We start from the raw sequence: 18,980 nt of genomic DNA, 5'->3' as shown, positions 1-18,980 counted from the left end.
TTTGAATTTAAAAATTAATGGTAACCAAATTGAAGTGCCAGCGAGTGTAAAAACAGTAGCTGAGCTACTTACACATTTAGAGCTAGATAACAGAATTGTTGTAGTAGAGCGTAATAAAGATATTTTACAAAAAGATGATCATACAGATACATCTGTTTTTGATGGAGACCAAATTGAGATTGTAACTTTCGTAGGAGGCGGTTGATTATGTTAAACATTGGACCATTTTCATTTCATTCTAGACTTTTATTAGGAACAGGTAAATTCCCTGATTTTGACGTACAGCAAAAGGCAATTGACGTTTCTGAAGCTGAAATTTTAACGTTTGCAGTACGTCGTATGGATATCTTTGATGCAAAGCAACCTAATTTATTAGAGAAACTTGATGTGAAAAAATATACGTTATTACCAAATACAGCAGGAGCAAAAAACGCTGAAGAGGCTGTTCGTATTGCAAAATTAGCAAAAGCTTCTGGGCTTTGTGACATGATAAAGGTAGAAGTTATTGGTGATGATAGAACGTTATTACCTGATCCGGTAGAAACATTAAAGGCATCTGAAATGTTACTGGAAGAAGGATTTATCGTACTTCCGTATACATCTGATGATGTTGTATTAGCACGTAAATTACAAGAGCTTGGCGTGCATGCGATTATGCCAGGAGCATCTCCAATCGGATCAGGACTTGGTATTGTAAATCCATTAAATTTGAGCTTCATTATTGAACAAGCGACAGTACCAGTTATCGTTGATGCCGGTATTGGTAGCCCAGCTGATGCGGCATTTGCAATGGAATTAGGAGCAGATGGCGTGTTATTAAATACAGCTGTATCAGGAGCAAAAGATCCTATTAAAATGGCACAAGCAATGAAATTAAGTATTGAAGCAGGCCGTTTAGGATTTGAAGCAGGTCGCATTGCACGTAAGCGTTGTGCAACTGCAAGTAGTCCTTTAGAAGGAATGAGCGTAGTTGAATAATCGATATTCTCGCCAAGAACTATTTTTTCCAATTGGAGAAGAAGGACAGCAAAAGATAAGAGAAAAGCATGTGCTTATTATCGGTGCAGGTGCATTAGGTAGTGCAAATGCAGAGATGTTTGTAAGAGCAGGTGTTGGCAAGATAACAATTGTTGACCGTGATTATGTAGATTGGAGTAATTTACAAAGACAACAATTGTATGCAGAGAGCGACGTAAAGAATAATCTTCCAAAAGCTATAGCGGCTAAAAAACGTTTAGAAGAGATTAATAGTGATGTAACAATAGAAGCTCTCGTTCAAGATGTAACAGCTGAAGAGCTAGAAGAACTTGTTATAAATGTTGATGTAATTATTGATGCGACTGATAATTTCGAAACGCGTTTTATTGTAAATGATATATCACAAAAATATTCTATTCCATGGATTTACGGTGCATGTGTAGGTAGTTACGGTCTTTCTTACACAATCCTTCCTAGTAAAACACCATGTTTATCATGTTTATTACAGTCGATTCCGCTTGGCGGGGCAACATGTGATACAGCGGGTATTATATCACCTGCTGTATCTCTTGTCGTTTCTCATCAAGTAACAGAAGCTCTTAAACTGTTAGTAGAAGATTACGAATCACTTCGAGATAGGCTTGTATCGTTTGATATGTGGAAGAATGAGTATTCATGTATGAATGTACAAAAACTTCGCCAGCATAATTGTCCTTCATGCGGAGAGAATGCATTATATCCGTATTTAAATAAAGAAAACACATCAAAAACAGCAGTTTTATGCGGGCGAAATACAGTTCAAATTAGACCACCTCATAAAGATGAAATGAATTTTGAACAATATAAAGAGTTGTTGGAAGGTCGTGTAAATGATTTAAATATAAATCCATATTTACTATCATTTTCTGTTGAAGACAAGAGGTTAGTAGCCTTTAAAGATGGCCGTGTGCTCGTACATGGAACGAAAGATATAAGCGAAGCAAAAACGATTTATCATCGCTATTTTGGATAGAAAAGGATGAGTGGGATGAAAGTGAATAAAGCTTTAACAATTGCAGGGTCTGATAGCGGCGGCGGTGCTGGAATTCAGGCAGATTTAAAAACATTCCAAGAGCTTGGTGTATACGGAATGACGGCTATTACGGCAATTACTGCTCAAAACACGCTTGGCGTTCAAGGGGTATACCCTGTTCCATTAGAAGGTATTACAGAACAGCTGAATTCAATTGGTACGGATGTAACACCAGATGCAGTGAAACTAGGAATGTTATTTAGTAGTGAAATAATTCAAATTGTTGCAGAACAAATTAAAAAGTTTGGCTGGAATAATATTGTGCTAGATCCCGTTATGATTGCAAAAGGCGGTGCATCATTATTACAGCAAGAAGCAGTTCAAGCATTAAAAGAATATTTATTACCAGTAGCAACTGTTATAACACCGAATGTCCCAGAAGCAGAAGTGTTAACTGGGATGGAGATTCATAATGTTGAAGATAGTAAGGAAGCTGCAAAAGTATTGCATGAATTAGGTGCTAAATATGTGCTTATGAAGGGCGGACATGCAGAATATCAAGGGAATGAAGTAATTGATTTCCTCTTTGATGGAGAAAAATTTATTGAGTTTAGAAGCGAGCGAATTCCTTCAAAGCAAACGCATGGAAGTGGGTGTACATTTGCTTCAGCGGTTACAGCAGGACTTGCGAAAGGATACTCAATTGAAGATGCTGTTCAAGAAGCAAAACGATTTATTAGTATAGCAATTGAAGAGCCATTGAATATTGGTAGTGGTCATGGACCGACGAATCATTTTGCGTATAAAGTGAATAGAACGCGTGTATAGATAAGTGAAAAGCCAGTTTTATAACTGGCTTTTTTTCTGTTTACTTTTTCAAAATACAGGAGTAATATATCAGCCAGAATACATTTTTTTGTAAACGCTGAGTCCAATTATATGGAGCGGAGGAACCAATTTGTGCAGTGTCACTAGGGGTGAATCTTTCAAGTTTGAAAGTAGGGCTACTCTCAAAGTCCGAATCCGACAGCTAACTTCGTAAGCGTCTTGAGAGAGGACGGTGCCATGATGGATACATCACTTCATCGATCTGATTAGTATAGGGGAATATCAATCTATGTTTGATTTCTTTTATACTAAGGAGGATGAGGTACATGGAACTAACACTTATTTGTGTTGGAGAAGAAAGTAAGGTAAATAGTTTAAGAGATTTAGTATCATTTCAACATGAGTTAATTATTTTTACAGCAAATGAAGAGATAGCGGCTGAAGTTAGGAATTGTGGGTTTGATTGGACTTATAGCTGCAGTAAGGAGCAGGACTTTACTAGTATTTGTGAGTGTATTAAGAAGGTGATTTTACTAGGGGATGAGCTTCCAATCGTTAGTTTTTTCACAGAACACATTCGCTTTTCTTTTCAAGCACCTATTACTGTTGTTACAAGGAATAAACGATATCCAGCGAGGCTCTATGAAACAATTGGAGCTAAGTTTGTCGTGTTTACAAATTGTGATAATATTTCTTTTTTATTTTTTGAATAGGGCGGGGGAAGAAATGATGAAGGTACTATTACTTGGAGATATAGCAAATCGTTGGGCAGTATCGGTAGAGCGAGTTCAAGAATTGGTTCAGATCGATCCCCTTTTTCCAGGGCCGTATATTATATTACCATCAAAAGATGCTTTGTATTTAGAGGTAGATATTACCGAGTATGAGCAGCTACATGCAGAATTGACACAAGTTTATATTCGCGGGAGAAATTTACGTGCATTTTTACGAGGAGAATAAAGGTTGAATAAAAAAGAGCGAATGCTGAGTGCAACAAGCTATGCACTTCATGTCATTCGCTCTTTTATTTCATATTTAAAAGGTCATTTTTAAGAAAAGAGAAGAGAAATAAAGAAAATAGATGAAATAATAGTAATAATCTTCAATGTAAGCGTTTAAATAAATGTAAATATTATTATTTTCAGTAATTTACTCCTTTACAAGTGAAATATAGAGGAGTATATTTACTCTCATAAATCATTCATAAAATTTCCAAAAAAACCTAAAATCGCTGAGTTCCAGAAATGGAGCGGGGGAACCAATTTTGTGCATCGTCACTTGGGGTGAATCTTTCAGTTTTGAAAGTAGGGCTACTCTTTAGGCCCGAATCCGACAGCTAACCTCGTAAGCGTTTAGAGAGGAGGTTTACTTTTTGTTGTTCATTTTTTGAACACTGAGTAGAGCTCAGTGTTCTTTTTTAATATTTAAATGGTAAATTTTAACAAAAATCAAAGCGAGGGATAGCTATGTTAGATGTTGTAATGGTCGGGATTTTTATTTTATTAGTTGCATCAATGGCAAGTCTTGCAAGTTGGTCAGATAAAGTTGTGAAAGAAGGAAAGCAATCATGATGATTGTCTTATCGGTTATTGTCGCAGCAATTACAGTGTATTTAGTGTATGCATTATTAAATCCAGAGAAGTTTTAATTAGGGGGAATCATTCATTATGATTTGGGTTGCAGTCATTATTACAATGCTCTTGTTTATTTTAGTAGCAAAGCCAACGGGGGTTTATTTAGAAAAAGCTTTTCAAGGTAGCAAAACGCTAGATAAAGTATTTGGGCCTTTTGAAAAACTTATTTTTAAAATTACGGGTGTAAAAGAATACAATCAAACGTGGAAACAGTACGCATTATCATTAGTTTTACTCAACGGATTTATGATTGTTGTTGTATATTTCATTTTCAGATTACAAGGTGTGCTGCCGCTAAATCCAGCGCATATTGAAGGGATGGAGCCTACGCTCGCTTTTAATACAGCGATTAGTTTTATGGCTGATACAAATTTACAGCATTATAGCGGTGAAAATGGTTTATCCTATTTATCACAATTAATCGGGATTACATTTTTAATGTTTGCGGCACCAGCAACGACATTAGCGCTCGTTATGGCTTTTATAAGAGGACTTGCTGGAAAAGAACTTGGTAACTTTTTCGTTGATTTTACGAGAGCGTTAACGAGAGTGTTTCTTCCTATTGCATTTATTGCGGCACTAGTTTTTGTCGCACTTGGCGTACCGCAAACGTTAGATGGGGCGGTTACAGCACAAACGATTGATGGGGCAAAGCAAAGTATATTACGTGGACCTGTTGCATCATTCGTTTCCATAAAGGAACTTGGAAATAACGGCGGTGGATTTTTCGGAGCGAACTCTACGCATCCTTTTGAAAATCCAGGACAAATGAGTAATATTTTGCAAATGATGCTTATGATGTTATTACCAACAGCACTTCCATTTACGTACGGACGAATGGTAGGAAATAAAAAACAAGGTCGCATCCTTTTCGTATCACTTTTTATGGTGTTTTTACTAGGATTTATAACGATTACGACATCTGAACTAAATGGGAATCCGGCATTAAATGGAATGGGTATCGAACATGTACAAGGAAGTACAGAAGGGAAAGAAGTACGATTTGGAACAGTATTTTCTTCACTATACGCAACGGTAACGACAGCTGCTGAAACAGGCGCTGTTAATACGATGCATGATACGTTAACACCAATTGGCGGTTTAGTTCCGCTTGTAAATATGATGTTAAATACTGTGTATGGCGGCGTTGGAGCAGGTTTTGTAAACATTATTATGTATGCAATTATCGCGGTGTTTATATCTGGGTTAATGGTTGGACGGACACCAGAGTTTTTAGGTAAAAAGATTGAAGGTAAGGAAATGAAATTAATCGCGGTCACGATTTTATTTCATCCATTGCTCATTTTAGGATTTTCGGCATTAGCTCTTTCAACAAATTTAGGGACGGATGCTATTTCTCATTCCGGTTTCCACGGTTTGACGCAAGTGGTATATGAATATACATCGTCAGCTGCGAATAACGGATCTGGATTTGAAGGATTAGGAGATAATACACCGTTTTGGAATATTACGACTGGTTTAGTTATGTTTTTAGGACGTTACTTCAGTTTAATTACGATGCTAGCTGTGGCAGCTTCATTGAAAGAAAAAACGGTAGTGCCAGAAACAGTCGGAACGTTCCGTACAGATAATAGTTTATTTGGTGGCATCTTCATCGGAACAATTGTAATTGTCGGTGCATTAACATTCTTCCCAATGTTAGTACTCGGTCCAATTGCAGAATTTCTTACATTGAAGTAATGGAGGGTAAATGATGAGACCGGTAGTAGTAAAAGAAAAACAATTAAATGAGTCCCAAATACATGCTGTAGAAGATGAAGTTAGACAAGCGAAAACGATGGATCGTGATATCGTAACACATGCGATGAAGCAATCCGTTGCGAAATTGAATCCGAAGGTCATGATAAAGAATCCGATTATGTTCGTTGTGGAAATTGGATTTATCATTACGTTCATTTTATCTTTTCTTCCAAGCAGTTCTAGTAGTATACCAGGATGGTTTAATATAACAGTTTCTCTCATTCTATTATTTACAGTTTTATTTGCGAATTTTGCAGAAGCATTAGCAGAAGGTCGTGGTAAAGCGCAAGCCGATTCTTTAAAGCAGTCGAAGAAAGATGTGTTTGCAAATGTAGTAAAAGAAAATGGAGACATTGTCCAAGTTTCAGCAACTGATCTTAGAAAAGGTGACGTTGTTATCGTAAAACAAGGAGAAATGATTCCAAGTGATGGCGAAGTAATCAAAGGATTAGCATCTGTAGATGAATCTGCAATTACAGGTGAATCAGCTCCTGTTATAAAAGAAGCAGGCGGTGATTTTTGTTCCGTAACAGGTGGAACGATGGTCGTAAGTGATGAAATTACAATTGTCATTACGAGTAATCCTGGTGAATCATTTATCGATAAAATGATTTCTTTAGTAGAAGGAGCTGCTCGTCAAAAAACGCCGAATGAGATTGCTTTAAATACAGTATTAACGAGCTTAACTCTTATTTTCTTGATCGTCGTTGTGACGTTGCCGATTTTTACAAATTATTTAGGCTTTCAAATTGATACTGCTGTACTTGTAGCGTTGTTAGTATGTTTAATTCCAACGACAATTGGTGGTTTGCTATCAGCGATTGGTATTGCTGGGATGGACCGGGTAACAAAATTTAACGTGTTAGCGATGTCAGGGAAAGCAGTAGAAGCTGCTGGCGATATTAATACAATTATTTTAGATAAAACAGGTACAATTACTTTTGGGAACCGAATGGCTCATACATTATTACCTGTAGGAAATGAAACGATTGAGCAAGTTGGAAAGTGGGCCGCTATTAGTTCTGTTTTAGATGAAACACCAGAAGGTCGATCTGTTATCGAGTATGTGCAGGGAAAATCTATATCATATAATAGAGAACTTGCAGAACAAGGTGAGTTTGTTCCGTTTAAAGCAGAAACGAGAATGAGTGGTGTTGATTTACAAGACGGAACGAAAGTGAGAAAAGGTGCTGTAGGTGCCGTTATTGAATGGGTTGAGTCACAAGGCGGAACAATTCCGAAAGATGTAAATCAAAAAGCAGACTTAATTTCAAAAGAGGGCGGAACACCACTTGTAGTTGCAGTAGATAATCGTATTTATGGCTTAATTTATTTAAAGGATACAGTAAAACCGGGTATGCGTGATCGTTTTGAACAGTTGCGCCAAATGGGGATTAAAACGGTTATGTGTACAGGTGATAATCCGTTAACAGCAGCAACGATTGCAAAAGAAGCTGGAGTAGATGAATTCGTTGCCGAGTGTAAACCGGAAGATAAAATTGCTGTTATTAAAGCAGAGCAAGATAAAGGGAAACTTGTAGCGATGACAGGTGATGGTACAAATGATGCTCCAGCATTAGCACAGGCGGACGTTGGATTAGCGATGAACAGTGGTACGACAGCAGCGAAAGAAGCGGCGAACATGATTGATCTAGACTCAAATCCAACGAAAATTATTGAGGTTGTAGGAATCGGTAAGCAATTGTTAATGACGCGAGGTGCTTTAACGACGTTTAGTATTGCGAATGATATAGCGAAATATTTTGCAATCATTCCAGCAATGTTTACACTTGCGATTCCGCAAATGGAAGCATTAAACATTATGAAACTAACATCACCACTGTCAGCAATTTTATCAGCATTAATATTTAACGCTGTTATTATTCCATTACTCATTCCGTTAGCGATGAAAGGTATTGCATATAAACCGATGAGTTCTAATGCATTGCTTAGCCGAAACTTACTTATTTATGGGCTTGGCGGAGTTATCGTTCCGTTCATTGGAATTAAGGTAATTGATATGATTGTCGGCTTGTTTATATAAGGAAGAGGGGAAAAAGATGGAGAAGAAACAAAGTATACTATCACCAATTATCCGTATTACTTTTACATTTCTAGTGTTGTGTGGACTTGTATACCCACTTATTGTTACTGGTATTGCACAAGCAGTAATGAAGGATAACGCGGATGGAAGTCTAATATATAATGATAAAAATGAAGTGATTGGTTCTAAATTAATTGGTCAAAACTTCACGGATCCACGTTATTTTCAAGGGCGTGTTTCTAGTATTGAATATAAGGCTGAAGCATCTGGTTCAAATAACTATGCACCATCTAATCCAGATTTAGCAAAGCGAGTAGAGAAAAGTATTGCGGACTGGAAGGAAAAAAATCCAGCTGTTCCGGTTACAGAAATACCAATAGATTTAGTGACAAATTCAGGTTCAGGGCTTGATCCTGATATTAGTCCAAAGGCGGCCTCGGTGCAGGTGGATCGCATCTCGAAATTAACGAATATTCCGAAAGAAAAACTTAATCAATTGATTAAAGATCAAACAGAAGGTGCTGCGCTTGGTTTATTTGGAGAGACCCGCGTAAACGTCTTAAAGTTAAATTTGGCATTACAGAAATTAATGAAATAGTAACAGTGCTACCTCAATCTAATGGATTGAGGTAGCGTTGTTTCGAATGAAAGGTAGTGTTTATTTTGTATGCAGATGATTATGAACCGAAGTTTCAAAGGCGAACGCCAGAGGAATATTTAGAATATATTCGTCAGCAAAATCGCGGAAAGTTAAAGCTATATGTAGGAGCAGCTCCAGGCGTAGGAAAAAGTTATAAAATGCTCTTTGATGCAAGGGAAATGAAAAAAGATGGAATTGATATTGTAATTGGTTTAATTGAAACGCATGGAAGAAAAGAGACGGAAGAAGCAATTGCTGATTTAGAAAAATTTCCTTTGAAAGAAATACAGTATAAAGGAAAGGTATTTTATGAGCTTGATGTGGAAGGAATAAAAAAACGCGCGCCGCAAGTAGTTGTAGTGGATGAACTTGCGCATAGTAATGTTCCTGGTTCTAAACATAAGAAACGTTATATGGATGTGCAGGAATTGTTAGAGGCTGGTATATCGGTATTATCAGCTTTTAATATTCAACATTTAGAAAGTGTTCATGATATTGTAGCTCAAATTACGAATGTAAAAGTAAGAGAACGAATTCCAGATTTTATTTTACAAAAAGCAAATGAAATTCAGCTCGTTGATGCAACGCCCGAGGTATTAAGGAAGAGACTAATAGACGGAAAGATATATAAAGAAGAAAAAATTCAGCAAAGCTTACAAAACTTCTTTACACTTAATAACTTAGGAGCACTTAGGGAATTATCACTTCGAGAAGTTGCGGATGATATGGACGAGAAAATTAGCCAAACAGTAATAGAACCGATTGGCGTAAAAGAAAAAATTCTCGTTTGTGTACAATACAGTTCAACAGCGGAGAAATTAATACGACGGGGATGGCGCATGGCTGATCGGTTAAATGCTGAATTGTACGTATTAAACGTTGAGAGGGAAAATATAGATTCTATTTCAGCTGGAAAAAAGCAGACGATTGAAGAGTGGAAGGCGCTCACGAATCAATTTGATGCGAGTTTTGTATTAGAAGAAGCAAAGGGAAGAAAGCCAGCGGATGTTATTATTGAAGTCGCGAAAAGATTGCAAGTAACACAAATTTTACTTGGGCAATCAGCGAGAACGCGGTGGGAAGAAATTCGAAAAGGTTCTATTGTAAATGAAATTATGAGACAAACAAAGTATATTGATATTCATATTGTTGCGGATCAAAGAGGGTAAAATAGAGCCGACATTTTTGGGGCTCTATTTTAATTTTTGTACAGCATGAAGGCTTAGCATTTTCATTGTATATAAGATTACAAGTAAAAACATAATTGCGCCTAGGAAGAAAATCCAAAAGTAATTTTGGTTAAATAAAAGAAATCCACCTATAAGTGGCCCTGTGCCCATACCAAGATAGCGGATGAAGTTGTACATACCGATAGCTGTTGCGCGTTCTTGTACGAATTCTTCTGTTAATAAAGTGGTGTGAGTTGGCATAGAAAGTCCCATACTAAAACCGTACAAAGATGTAACGATAATGATAAATGGGATATTGATGTTATATGTGAAAGAGAATAAAACGACACATATAATATTGAAGAAACTCGTAATAAATAAAGCTTGCTTTGTTGTGAGGCGTTTTTGCAAAAATTTGTAGCAAAAACTTCCTAGCATGATAGAAAGAGACATTGGTACAAACATAAGACCAATTTTATTTACAGTTAAATGAAATGAATTTGTTAAAATACTCGGTAAAAAAACGAGAAAGCAAAAGTAAATACAAAATTGAATGAAGCCAATAAGAGTAATAGAAAATCCAGTTTTATTTTTTAAGATAAGAGAGTAATTCTTTTGTGCTTTAGATTGTTTAATTATATTTGGCTTTGTTTCTGGGAGTAGTGAAATGTTTATAATTAATAAGATAATGCCAAGTGTAGATAAAAAGAGAAATACAGATAAGTGACCATTTATACTGCCAAGATAACCACCTATGAGAGGAGCCATTGCAGGTGCGAGGGCAAGTAACATTTGGTATAGGCTCATCGCTTCTCCGCGTTCTTTTCCTTCAAATAAATCGCCGATAATCGTTGCTGAAACTACAGGTATAGCCGCTATTCCTATAGCTTGAACAGCTCTAAAAAAGAGAAATAAATAAATGTTTGCCGAAAAAGCACATCCGATTGAACCAATTGTACTAATGACTAATCTAGGAATAAGGACAGATTTTCTTCCTTTTGTATCAATTAAAGGTCCATATACGAGCTGCATAATTGCAAGAACGAATGTGAAAAGTGAAACGGTTATATTTACAAGATAAAGAGAAGTGTGAAAAGAATTTTGAATCATCGGTAAGATAGGTGTGTAAATATTTTGCGCGAAGGAACCGAATAAGGCACTAATACAGACAACATATAAAATAAAAGTTAGTTTAGAGTTTTTCATCATGTTAACCTCCTTGTGATTTAGTTTCCTCGGAAACTAAATTTATTTTAACATGATTTTCTTACTTGTAAAGATGAAAAAATGGTTTTAAAATGGTATATAGTTAAATTGTTTCTTTGGAAACTTAGGAGGCGAACGGATTGAAGCATGCAACGAAGCAAATGGAAATACTTTCGGACATTCGTACAATTTTGCATAAAAAAGAAGAACATTTAAAACGACAAAATGAGAAGTTTCTTCGTGAGACAGGCGTAAGTAGTATGTCTTTATCTGAGTTACATGTAATCGAATGTATCGGAAAAAATGGTTTGATGAATGTAAAGGCAATTACGACAGAAATGGGCATGACGAAGGGAGCAATCTCTAAAATTTGTACAAAGTTGTTTCAAAAGCAATTCGTTGAGAAGATGCAAATGTTAGATAATCAAAAAGAAATCTTCTTCAGCTTAACGGAGAGTGGGAATGAAATATATAAAGCTCATGAAAAATTGCATAAGCAAGCTGAAGAAAAGTGGTTGTTACTTTTAGATGGATATACGAAAGAAGAGCAAGACTTTATTCAAAGGTTTATAAAGGATGTCTCCGGCCATTTGGAAATATAATTGGAAGAAAAAACTCCTTTTTCTCAAGACTTTTAAATATAATTTCTGAAAGAACTCATATATAATAGAAAAAGATACTTAACATGGTGAATAATTAAAGAGTCAATATATATAGAGGAGAGAGTAACATGCTTGAAAATACGGGGTTAGTATTAGAAGGCGGCGGTATGCGTGGTGTATACACGGGCGGGATATTAGAATACTTTATGGAACAAGATTTATATTTTCCATATGTAATCGGTGTATCAGCTGGTGCTTGTCATGCAGCGTCGTATCTTTCCAGGCAAAGAAATAGAAATAAAACGGTCAATATTGATTATGCATCACATCCGAAATATTTATCGTATAAAAATTTATGGAGAAAACGTCAGCTATTTGATATGGATTTCATTTTTCATGAAATTCCAGAAAAGCATGTGCCGTTTGATTTTGAAACATACTTTAATAGCCCAGAACGTTTCCTTGTAGGAACGACGGATTGTGAAACAGGACAGTCTGTTTATTTTGAAAAAGAAGGAACGAATGATGATGCACTAAATTTATTACAAGCGTCTAGTTCATTGCCTTTCATTGCACCAGTAGTAAATTATCGTGGTAAGCAACTGTTAGATGGCGGGATTTCTGATCCAATTCCAGTTCGTAAAGCACAGGAAGATGGATTTAAAAAATCAGTCGTAATTTTAACGAGAAATCATGGTTACGCAAAGAAAAAATCAAGATTTGGATGGGTTGCAGCGAAAGCTTATAAAAAATATCCGAACCTTGTGAACACGATGCTAAATCGTTATGAAGTGTATAATGAAACACTTCACTATATTGAAAAAGAAGAACAAGCTGGGAATTTATTTGTTATTCGTCCAGAAGTACCGCTTCAAGTAGATCGTATGGAAAAAGATACAGCAAAATTACAAAATTTATACGAGCAAGGCTATGAAGATGCAAAGAGGCAATTTGCAGATTTGCAGGCGTTCTTGCAAAAATAAATATTAGGCTGTGGAGATGGAGTTCTCTGCAGTCTTTTTATATTGCTTTTAAAAAAGGAAAATAGAGCATCGAATTTCGATGCTCTACTTTTTATGTATAAAAAAATCCCTCTTTATGAGAGATTTTAATGTGGTAAGAATATCAATTGATAAGCAAACAAAATTCCAAATACATATACAAGTGGGTGAACAGCACGGAATTTACCTTTTGCCACTTTCATAAGTGGGTATGAAATAAATCCAAGTGCGATACCTGTTGCGATACTTGATGTAAGTGGCATGCTTAAGATTACTAAGAATGCTGGGAATGCTTCATCAAATGCATCCCAATCGATGTGGCGAACTGAACCCATCATAAGACTACCAACGATAATTAATGATGGAGCAGTAATAGCTGATACACCAGAAACAGCACTTACTAATGGTCCGAAGAATGCTGCTAATGCGAATAGAACAGCTACTGTAACAGTTGTTAAACCAGTACGACCACCAGCTGCAACACCAGCAGATGATTCAATGTAAGCTGTTGATGGTGTCGTTCCGAACATAGAACCAATAGTTGCTGAGAATGAGTCAGATAGAAGAGCTCGTCCTGCTTTTGGAAGCTTTCCGTCTTTCATAAATCCACCTTGTTGTGCAACGCCAAGTAATGTACCTGTTGTATCGAATAGTGTAACAAGGAAGAATGAGAATACAACGCCGTATAATCCGTAGTTAATTACGTCAGATACAGCAGTAATTGGATTTGAAACGATAATTCCTTCTGGTAATCCAGGCATTGATGTAACACCGTTTGAGAATGTTAACTGTCCTGTGAAGAAAGCGATAATACCAGTTAATAGCATACCAATAAATAGTGCGCCATTTACATTTAAAGACATAAGAACAATAGTAATTCCAAGCCCAGCCAATGCTAGTAGAACTGGAGCAGAGTGAAGATCACCAAGTCCAACTAAGTTTGCATCATTTTTTGTAACGATACCTGTTAAACGTAAACCGATAAAGGCGATGAAAAGACCGATACCAGCAGTAATTGCATGTTTTAAGTTTTCAGGAATTGCTTCCATTAATTTTGTACGGAAAGATGTGAATGATAACAAAATTAAAATCATACCTGCTACGAATACAGCAGAGAATGCAATTGCGAAAGTCATGCCTTCATGCGCTTTTACAACAGAGTAAGAGAAGTAAGCATTTAATCCCATACCTGGCGCGATTGCGATTGGTAAGTTTGTAAAGATTGCCATAAATAATGTTCCGACAACAGCAGCGATAATTGTTGCTGTAAATGCTTGTTCAAATGGAACACCTGCATCTCCAAGGATAACAGGGTTTACGACAATGATATATGCCATTGTTAAGAAGGTAATAATACCTGCCATAATTTCAGTTTTAATAGAAGTTTTATGTTTTGAAAGGTTAAACATATAAACATCCTTTCTGTTTACGAATAATTTTCACAACAGTTATATATAATATTCGTTTTTTATCTATTTTGCAATAGTTTTGCATAAAAAGTTTATAACAATTCATATTTTGTGTCTTAAATTCGAATATTAATCGTAAAACGATGTGTGAATTTCAGCTTTTTATTGTGCACATGCTAAGGAAAAGGAGTTGAAAGCGGCTATGCCACAGCAAAAAAACTTTATAACAATGCCTGCGCAACATCAAAATAAGCAGCCAGGTATTGAATCATTAATGAGCCCCCTTCCGCAGTTTGAAGATGCAAACTATAAAGGAAGTGAAAAGTTAAAAGGGAAGAATGTGTTAATTACGGGAGGAGATAGCGGAATTGGACGAGCAGTTTCCATCGCTTTTGCAAAAGAGGGAGCAAATGTTGCGATTGCTTATTTAGATGAGGAAGAAGATGCAAATGAGACGAAACAACGTGTTGAAAAAGAAGGTGTAAAGTGTGTATTGTTGCCGGGGGATTTGAGTAATGAACAGCATTGTAAAGATATTGTGGAAGAGACCGCCCGGCAGTTAGGTAGTTTAAATATTTTAGTGAATAACGTTGCACAGCAATATCCGCAGCAAGGGCTAGAGTATATTACAGCAGAACAGCTAGAAAAAACATTTCGTATTAATATTTTTTCTTATTTTCACGTTACGAAAGCAGCCCTTTCTCATTTGAAGAAAGGGGATGTCATTATAAATACGGCATCTATCGTTGCATATGAAGGAAATGAAACGTTAATTGATTATTCCGCAACGAAAGGAGCAATCGTAGCTTTTACAAGATCACTTTCTCAATCGTTAGTGCAAAAAGGGATTCGGGTAAATGGTGTTGCACCAGGCCCGATTTGGACACCGCTTATTCCATCGAGCTTTGATGAGAAGAAAGTCTCTCAGTTTGGGAGCAATGTTCCGATGCAACGGCCTGGTCAACCATATGAATTAGCGCCGGCATACGTATACTTGGCATCTGGTGATTCATCCTATGTTACTGGGCAAATGATACATGTAAATGGGGGCGTTATTGTAAATGGATAGTTTTCATTTATAAGAGCAAAGTAATGTTAATTCCACTTATTATAGGGAGCGCTAGGGGGGGTATAGCTGAAAAAGTTATGTTTCATCATACTATTATTTTTCATCCTACCGGTTAGTGCTTTTGCTAATACAGATCATTTAATATTAGTAAATCTTACGACGAACCAGTTGTCTTTTTTTGAAAATGGAAATTACACAAAAACATTTCCAGTAACGACTGGAAGAGATCGTACACCTACGCCTGAAGGTAATTTTTGTATTATAACTAAATTTAAAAATAAAGAATACCATCGAAAAAAAATACCTGGGGGTGCACCGAATAACCCTCTTGGTACGAGGTGGCTTGGACTAGATAAGAATGAATATGCAATTCACGGGACGAACCGGGAATGGACGATTGGAAGTAGGGAATCAAATGGCTGTATTCGTATGCATGACAGGGATATACAATGGTTATATGACCGAGTACAATTACAAACAAAAGTAATCATTTCTCGTTTTCATACGAGCCCCGAATATGAAGCGAATAAGCTTGGTTATCGCGTTGTGAGCTGGAATGGTCGAAAAATAGAAGAAGAACAAATTGGAGTACTTACGCTAGTAGACCGCGCGGATATATATTGGCAAGAACCAAATGGACAGTTAACGAAAGTGAAAACGGTATTGCCAAATGAAAGATATCCAGTGTACTCAAAACGAAAAGATGGAATATATTATATAGGAAACAATTCGTATATTATAGATGAAACAGGAGAGAAAGTTCGTTACGAGCAAATTCCTTCTTCGATTTTAAGTAATATATATAAACGGAAATACAATGTTCCGTAATGGCTACCGTATTATAGACGGTAGCTTATTTATACTTGGAGTTTAACTGCAACTATTGTATTTTGCTGAATATAATACAGTACAGATAGGGGGCGGTTATATTATGAAAAGTGAATTTGCGTTTAAAGTTTTCTTAGTAACGACCTGTTTATTTATCGTGTATTTATATGCGTTTCTCGTCTTTTCTTTTTATGTTCCATATGTTGATTTAATATTGTTCTTCGGATTTATTTGGGCGTTTGTGAAAGCGAGGGAAGGAGAGAAGAGTATATATCGGCGCATTACCCTATGCGGGACGGCCGTTCTCGTTATTTTGTACTTTTTTATTATGCATGATTTTTGGAGAGGGATGTAAAAAAAGCATACGATTAATCGTATGCTTTTATATCTGTTAATGATGGAAGAGAGGCAATTGCACCGTAATTTGTACATGTGATAGCGCCTACTTTATTTGCAAAGGAGATAAATGCTGTTAAGTCTTTGAAATGATACGAAAGTGTATGTTCACTTTGGGCAATCTGATATAACATTGCTCCAACGAAAGCATCACCAGCACCAGTTGTATCGACTTGTTGAATGGAAATAGAAGAGACAATAGTTTGACCTTCATTTGTCGCAAGAAGGGTACCGTCTTTTCCAAGTGTAATAGCTACTACTTTTGCGCCATAATTTAATAATTTGAGTGCAGCTTGTTGTAAATCACTCTCTTTAGAGAGCATAGTAGCTTCCTCTTGACTTACTTTTACGAAGTGTGCATGTTTTATAAAGGTTAGACAGTCTTGAGAGAATTGTTCTGTATTTGTAATGAGTGCACTTCGATAATTTGGATCAAAAGAAATAAAATGCCCTTTATCTTTCGCATATTGTAACAACTGAAAATACGTTTCTTTTAATGGGCTTGATAGTAAAGCTGTCGCTGAACCGAAATGTATTAAATCATTCGTTTGTATTTTTGATAAATCAATGCTATTGAATTGATATTCACCATCTGCACCACGCATAAAAGTAAAATCACGTTCGCCATCTTGATCGATGGATACGAATGCAAGTGTTGTTTGTTTATCTTTTATGAGCATGGATGTATCGACTTGCGCACGCTGTAAAGTTTGTTCAAGAAACTCACCAAATGGGTCGTTTCCTACTTGCCCCATAAATGTAGCGTGTCCACCTAATTTTGTAATCGCAGCAGCAACGTTAGCGGGTGCTCCACCAGCTTTTTTTTCGAAATCTGAACCGTTTACTAAAGAAACATTAGTATTTCGGCAAACAAAATCAATTAATAGTTCACCTATACAAAAGACATTTCTCATACAATCCCTCTTTTCAGCTTATATTGTGTGATGGTAAAGTTTAGTTTTGCATCTGAAAAGATTGCGATATGATGTTTCATGTCTTTTCGAGGAAAAACTCGGGACGTAAAGACTGTTGAACCATCGTATAAGAAAATTTCCACGATGCTTTTATCTACAAATATTTGTAGTTCTATCGTATCTTGAATATCGATTTTTTTACAGCGTTCAAATCCATATTCTCTGCCAAATTGATGGTAGAAGTTGCCCCTGTCTATAGAAATAGTACCTTGTTCCCGATTAAATGTAATGGGGAAACATTCCTCCTCATTGTGGAAGAGAGAAAGACCAAAACGCTTTGCATCTTCTGTTTTAAGTGTAACAATTAATTCATAGGAGTCTTCATCATCAAGCGTTGATAATACATTTAATCCAGCTGTTATATCTCCTGAAATGTCTTTTTTTGTTGTTCGTAGTTTTGTTAATTCTGAAACTGGTTTTTGTTTTAAGATGTTATCTTCTAATGTTAATTCACGTGGAAGTGTTAGGCAATGAGCCCACATATAATCATCAGAAGGATATGTGATTTCACTTGATCCTGCCCAAGCAAACAATAGGCGACGACTAGTAGAGTCTTCTAAAGTTTGAGGTGCATAAAAATCGAATCCTTTATCAGCTTCGTAATAGGAATCAACATGGAAATATAAATTTTTAATATCGAAATGGCCTATAGCATAAACGACATTGTATACATTGTGAAAGTTTTCTCCGTCTTTTTCAATTCCTTGCGGTGAAAAGAGAAGTACATCTTTCCCTGATAATTGGAAGTAATCGGGGCATTCCCACATAAATCCGAATTCTTTTAAGTTTGTTGTAATTTCGCCTTGGAAATGCCAATTGTATAGGTCTTGTGATTTGTATAGTAATAGAGTTCCTGTTTTATTTTCACGTTGGGCACCGAGTAACATATAGTACATATCATTATGTTTCCAGACTTTTGGATCACGTACATGTTTTGTATATCCGTCAGGAATTATATCAATAACAGGATTATTACTATATTTCGTCATCTTATATTGTGAATCCATTGTTGCCATACATTGTTTTGCATCACGGGAATCATCAGGTTTTTTTATATTCCCTGTATAAAGTAGATGAAGAAGGCCATCTTTTACGATAGCACTACCAGAATATGCACCGTGTGATTCATAGCTTTCAGTAGGGATGATGGCTACAGGCATACGCTCCCAGTTAATAAGGTCTTTTGACCTCACATGCCCCCAATGCTTCATTCCATGAATGGGACCAAATGGATACCACTGATAAAAAACGTGATATTCATCATTGTAGTATGATACACCGTTAGGATCATTCATTAATCCAAATGGTGGGTGGATATGATAAATTGGTTTCCATGAATCTTGGTTTGCAATTTCATATAAAGAATGTAATTCGTCTTTATTAGATTGCAGTATTGTTTTATATTTTGACATAGGTTTTCACCCCGTTA

The 18,980-nt window shown here is 36.2% G+C and carries 21 protein-coding genes and 2 riboswitches; of the genes, 17 read left to right on the top strand and 4 right to left on the bottom strand.

The window, feature by feature from the left end; all coding sequences use genetic code 11:
• The first annotated feature begins 1 nt into the window (after position 1).
• From thiS to kdpDN, 12 genes are all read left to right on the top strand, one after another.
• On the top strand, positions 2–205 hold the full coding sequence (gene thiS / locus ACUN13_RS11525; RefSeq protein WP_001049502.1) for a sulfur carrier protein ThiS: 204 nt from the start codon (positions 2–4) through the stop codon (positions 203–205).
• Positions 206–207: 2 nt separating this feature from the next.
• Entirely contained in the window at positions 208–978 is a 771-nt protein-coding gene (thiG, locus tag ACUN13_RS11520) for a thiazole synthase (RefSeq protein WP_000931981.1), read from the top strand.
• Positions 971–1,990 carry a thiazole biosynthesis adenylyltransferase ThiF gene (locus ACUN13_RS11515; protein WP_088345618.1) on the top strand — a complete coding sequence of 340 codons (1,020 nt, stop codon included), beginning with the start codon at positions 971–973 and terminating at the stop codon, positions 1,988–1,990. Before thiG ends, ACUN13_RS11515 begins: the two co-directional genes overlap by 8 nt.
• 15 nt (positions 1,991–2,005) lie before the next feature.
• Positions 2,006–2,818, top strand: a complete 813-nt coding sequence (thiD, locus tag ACUN13_RS11510; RefSeq protein WP_078439753.1) for a bifunctional hydroxymethylpyrimidine kinase/phosphomethylpyrimidine kinase — start codon at positions 2,006–2,008, stop codon at positions 2,816–2,818.
• An 85-nt stretch (positions 2,819–2,903) separates the two neighbouring features.
• Positions 2,904–3,051: riboswitch (cyclic di-AMP (ydaO/yuaA leader) on the top strand.
• A gap of 93 nt (positions 3,052–3,144) precedes the next feature.
• Entirely contained in the window at positions 3,145–3,531 is a 387-nt protein-coding gene (locus ACUN13_RS11505) for a hypothetical protein (RefSeq protein WP_000424090.1), read from the top strand.
• Between the two features lie 13 nt (positions 3,532–3,544).
• A complete protein-coding gene (locus tag ACUN13_RS11500) occupies positions 3,545–3,778 on the top strand; it encodes a hypothetical protein (RefSeq protein ID WP_001985933.1) in 234 nt (77 codons plus the stop codon).
• 259 nt (positions 3,779–4,037) lie between these two features.
• Positions 4,038–4,183: riboswitch (cyclic di-AMP (ydaO/yuaA leader) on the top strand.
• A gap of 101 nt (positions 4,184–4,284) precedes the next feature.
• Positions 4,285–4,389: a SipW-dependent-type signal peptide-containing protein gene (locus ACUN13_RS11495; RefSeq protein ID WP_000887894.1), complete on the top strand. Its 105-nt coding sequence runs from the start codon at positions 4,285–4,287 to the stop codon at positions 4,387–4,389.
• Complete coding sequence (gene kdpF, locus ACUN13_RS11490; protein WP_000973728.1) at positions 4,386–4,466, top strand: K(+)-transporting ATPase subunit F; 81 nt, start codon at positions 4,386–4,388, stop codon at positions 4,464–4,466. The genes ACUN13_RS11495 and kdpF overlap by 4 nt, the downstream gene beginning before the upstream one ends.
• 19 nt (positions 4,467–4,485) lie before the next feature.
• Positions 4,486–6,153, top strand: coding sequence for a potassium-transporting ATPase subunit KdpA (gene kdpA, locus ACUN13_RS11485; RefSeq protein WP_006914749.1), 1,668 nt, complete (start codon positions 4,486–4,488; stop codon positions 6,151–6,153).
• 13 nt (positions 6,154–6,166) lie between these two features.
• Entirely contained in the window at positions 6,167–8,257 is a 2,091-nt protein-coding gene (gene kdpB, locus ACUN13_RS11480) for a potassium-transporting ATPase subunit KdpB (protein WP_001248002.1), read from the top strand.
• Between the two features lie 16 nt (positions 8,258–8,273).
• Positions 8,274–8,855 (top strand): K(+)-transporting ATPase subunit C, encoded by a 582-nt coding sequence (gene kdpC / locus ACUN13_RS11475; protein WP_000412594.1) that lies wholly within the window; start codon positions 8,274–8,276, stop codon positions 8,853–8,855.
• 56 nt (positions 8,856–8,911) lie between these two features.
• Complete coding sequence (gene kdpDN / locus ACUN13_RS11470; protein ID WP_080480383.1) at positions 8,912–10,066, top strand: KdpD-like non-kinase potassium sensor; 1,155 nt, start codon at positions 8,912–8,914, stop codon at positions 10,064–10,066.
• Between the two features lie 24 nt (positions 10,067–10,090).
• On the opposite strand, the gene ACUN13_RS11465 is transcribed toward kdpDN, so the two are convergent.
• Positions 10,091–11,272 carry an MFS transporter gene (locus ACUN13_RS11465; protein ID WP_445423779.1) on the bottom strand — a complete coding sequence of 394 codons (1,182 nt, stop codon included), beginning with the start codon at positions 11,270–11,272 and terminating at the stop codon, positions 10,091–10,093.
• 140 nt (positions 11,273–11,412) lie between these two features.
• Here ACUN13_RS11465 and ACUN13_RS11460 point away from each other — a divergent pair, with 140 nt between their 5' ends.
• Entirely contained in the window at positions 11,413–11,874 is a 462-nt protein-coding gene (locus tag ACUN13_RS11460; RefSeq protein WP_445423778.1) for a MarR family transcriptional regulator, read from the top strand.
• Positions 11,875–12,002: 128 nt separating this feature from the next.
• On the top strand, positions 12,003–12,857 hold the full coding sequence (locus ACUN13_RS11455; RefSeq protein WP_000892681.1) for a patatin-like phospholipase family protein: 855 nt from the start codon (positions 12,003–12,005) through the stop codon (positions 12,855–12,857).
• Between the two features lie 125 nt (positions 12,858–12,982).
• Here the strand turns inward: ACUN13_RS11455 and ACUN13_RS11450 are convergent, their stop codons facing one another.
• Positions 12,983–14,284: an NCS2 family permease gene (locus ACUN13_RS11450; RefSeq protein ID WP_000482715.1), complete on the bottom strand. Its 1,302-nt coding sequence runs from the start codon at positions 14,282–14,284 to the stop codon at positions 12,983–12,985.
• 202 nt (positions 14,285–14,486) lie between these two features.
• Between ACUN13_RS11450 and ACUN13_RS11445 the strand changes: the two genes are divergently transcribed.
• The 3 genes from ACUN13_RS11445 (at position 14,487) to ACUN13_RS11435 (ending at position 16,536) form a co-directional block, all read left to right on the top strand.
• Positions 14,487–15,353: an SDR family oxidoreductase gene (locus ACUN13_RS11445; RefSeq protein ID WP_001136261.1), complete on the top strand. Its 867-nt coding sequence runs from the start codon at positions 14,487–14,489 to the stop codon at positions 15,351–15,353.
• Between the two features lie 66 nt (positions 15,354–15,419).
• Positions 15,420–16,181, top strand: a complete 762-nt coding sequence (locus ACUN13_RS11440) for a L,D-transpeptidase (RefSeq protein ID WP_025709928.1) — start codon at positions 15,420–15,422, stop codon at positions 16,179–16,181.
• A gap of 103 nt (positions 16,182–16,284) precedes the next feature.
• Positions 16,285–16,536 carry a hypothetical protein gene (locus ACUN13_RS11435; RefSeq protein WP_000834195.1) on the top strand — a complete coding sequence of 84 codons (252 nt, stop codon included), beginning with the start codon at positions 16,285–16,287 and terminating at the stop codon, positions 16,534–16,536.
• A gap of 13 nt (positions 16,537–16,549) precedes the next feature.
• On the opposite strand, the gene ACUN13_RS11430 is transcribed toward ACUN13_RS11435, so the two are convergent.
• Both ACUN13_RS11430 and scrB read right to left on the bottom strand, forming a co-directional pair.
• Positions 16,550–17,491, bottom strand: coding sequence for a carbohydrate kinase family protein (locus ACUN13_RS11430; protein WP_001246640.1), 942 nt, complete (start codon positions 17,489–17,491; stop codon positions 16,550–16,552).
• The gene (gene scrB / locus ACUN13_RS11425) at positions 17,488–18,963 is read right to left on the bottom strand and encodes a beta-fructofuranosidase (protein ID WP_088345624.1); all 1,476 of its coding nucleotides are present in this window, start codon (positions 18,961–18,963) and stop codon (positions 17,488–17,490) included. The genes ACUN13_RS11430 and scrB overlap by 4 nt, the downstream gene beginning before the upstream one ends.
• Between the last annotated feature and the right edge of the window lie 17 nt (positions 18,964–18,980).

The sequence above is a fragment of the Bacillus cereus group sp. Bce041 genome, assembly GCF_052646455.1.
Note: the sequence above shows the minus strand (reverse complement) of the source record. Positions and strands in the feature narration are given on the sequence as shown.

Coding starts and splice junctions, on each gene's coding strand:
- thiG (WP_000931981.1), top strand. CDS start 208: ATGTTAAACATTGGACCATTTTCATTTCATTCTAGACTTTTATTAGGA.
- thiD (WP_078439753.1), top strand. CDS start 2,006: ATGAAAGTGAATAAAGCTTTAACAATTGCAGGGTCTGATAGCGGCGGC.
- ACUN13_RS11505 (WP_000424090.1), top strand. CDS start 3,145: ATGGAACTAACACTTATTTGTGTTGGAGAAGAAAGTAAGGTAAATAGT.
- ACUN13_RS11500 (WP_001985933.1), top strand. CDS start 3,545: ATGATGAAGGTACTATTACTTGGAGATATAGCAAATCGTTGGGCAGTA.
- ACUN13_RS11495 (WP_000887894.1), top strand. CDS start 4,285: ATGTTAGATGTTGTAATGGTCGGGATTTTTATTTTATTAGTTGCATCA.
- kdpF (WP_000973728.1), top strand. CDS start 4,386: ATGATGATTGTCTTATCGGTTATTGTCGCAGCAATTACAGTGTATTTA.
- kdpA (WP_006914749.1), top strand. CDS start 4,486: ATGATTTGGGTTGCAGTCATTATTACAATGCTCTTGTTTATTTTAGTA.
- kdpB (WP_001248002.1), top strand. CDS start 6,167: ATGAGACCGGTAGTAGTAAAAGAAAAACAATTAAATGAGTCCCAAATA.
- kdpC (WP_000412594.1), top strand. CDS start 8,274: ATGGAGAAGAAACAAAGTATACTATCACCAATTATCCGTATTACTTTT.
- ACUN13_RS11465 (WP_445423779.1), bottom strand. CDS start 11,272: ATGAAAAACTCTAAACTAACTTTTATTTTATATGTTGTCTGTATTAGT.
- ACUN13_RS11455 (WP_000892681.1), top strand. CDS start 12,003: ATGCTTGAAAATACGGGGTTAGTATTAGAAGGCGGCGGTATGCGTGGT.
- ACUN13_RS11450 (WP_000482715.1), bottom strand. CDS start 14,284: ATGTTTAACCTTTCAAAACATAAAACTTCTATTAAAACTGAAATTATG.
- ACUN13_RS11445 (WP_001136261.1), top strand. CDS start 14,487: ATGCCACAGCAAAAAAACTTTATAACAATGCCTGCGCAACATCAAAAT.
- ACUN13_RS11435 (WP_000834195.1), top strand. CDS start 16,285: ATGAAAAGTGAATTTGCGTTTAAAGTTTTCTTAGTAACGACCTGTTTA.
- ACUN13_RS11430 (WP_001246640.1), bottom strand. CDS start 17,491: ATGAGAAATGTCTTTTGTATAGGTGAACTATTAATTGATTTTGTTTGC.
- scrB (WP_088345624.1), bottom strand. CDS start 18,963: ATGTCAAAATATAAAACAATACTGCAATCTAATAAAGACGAATTACAT.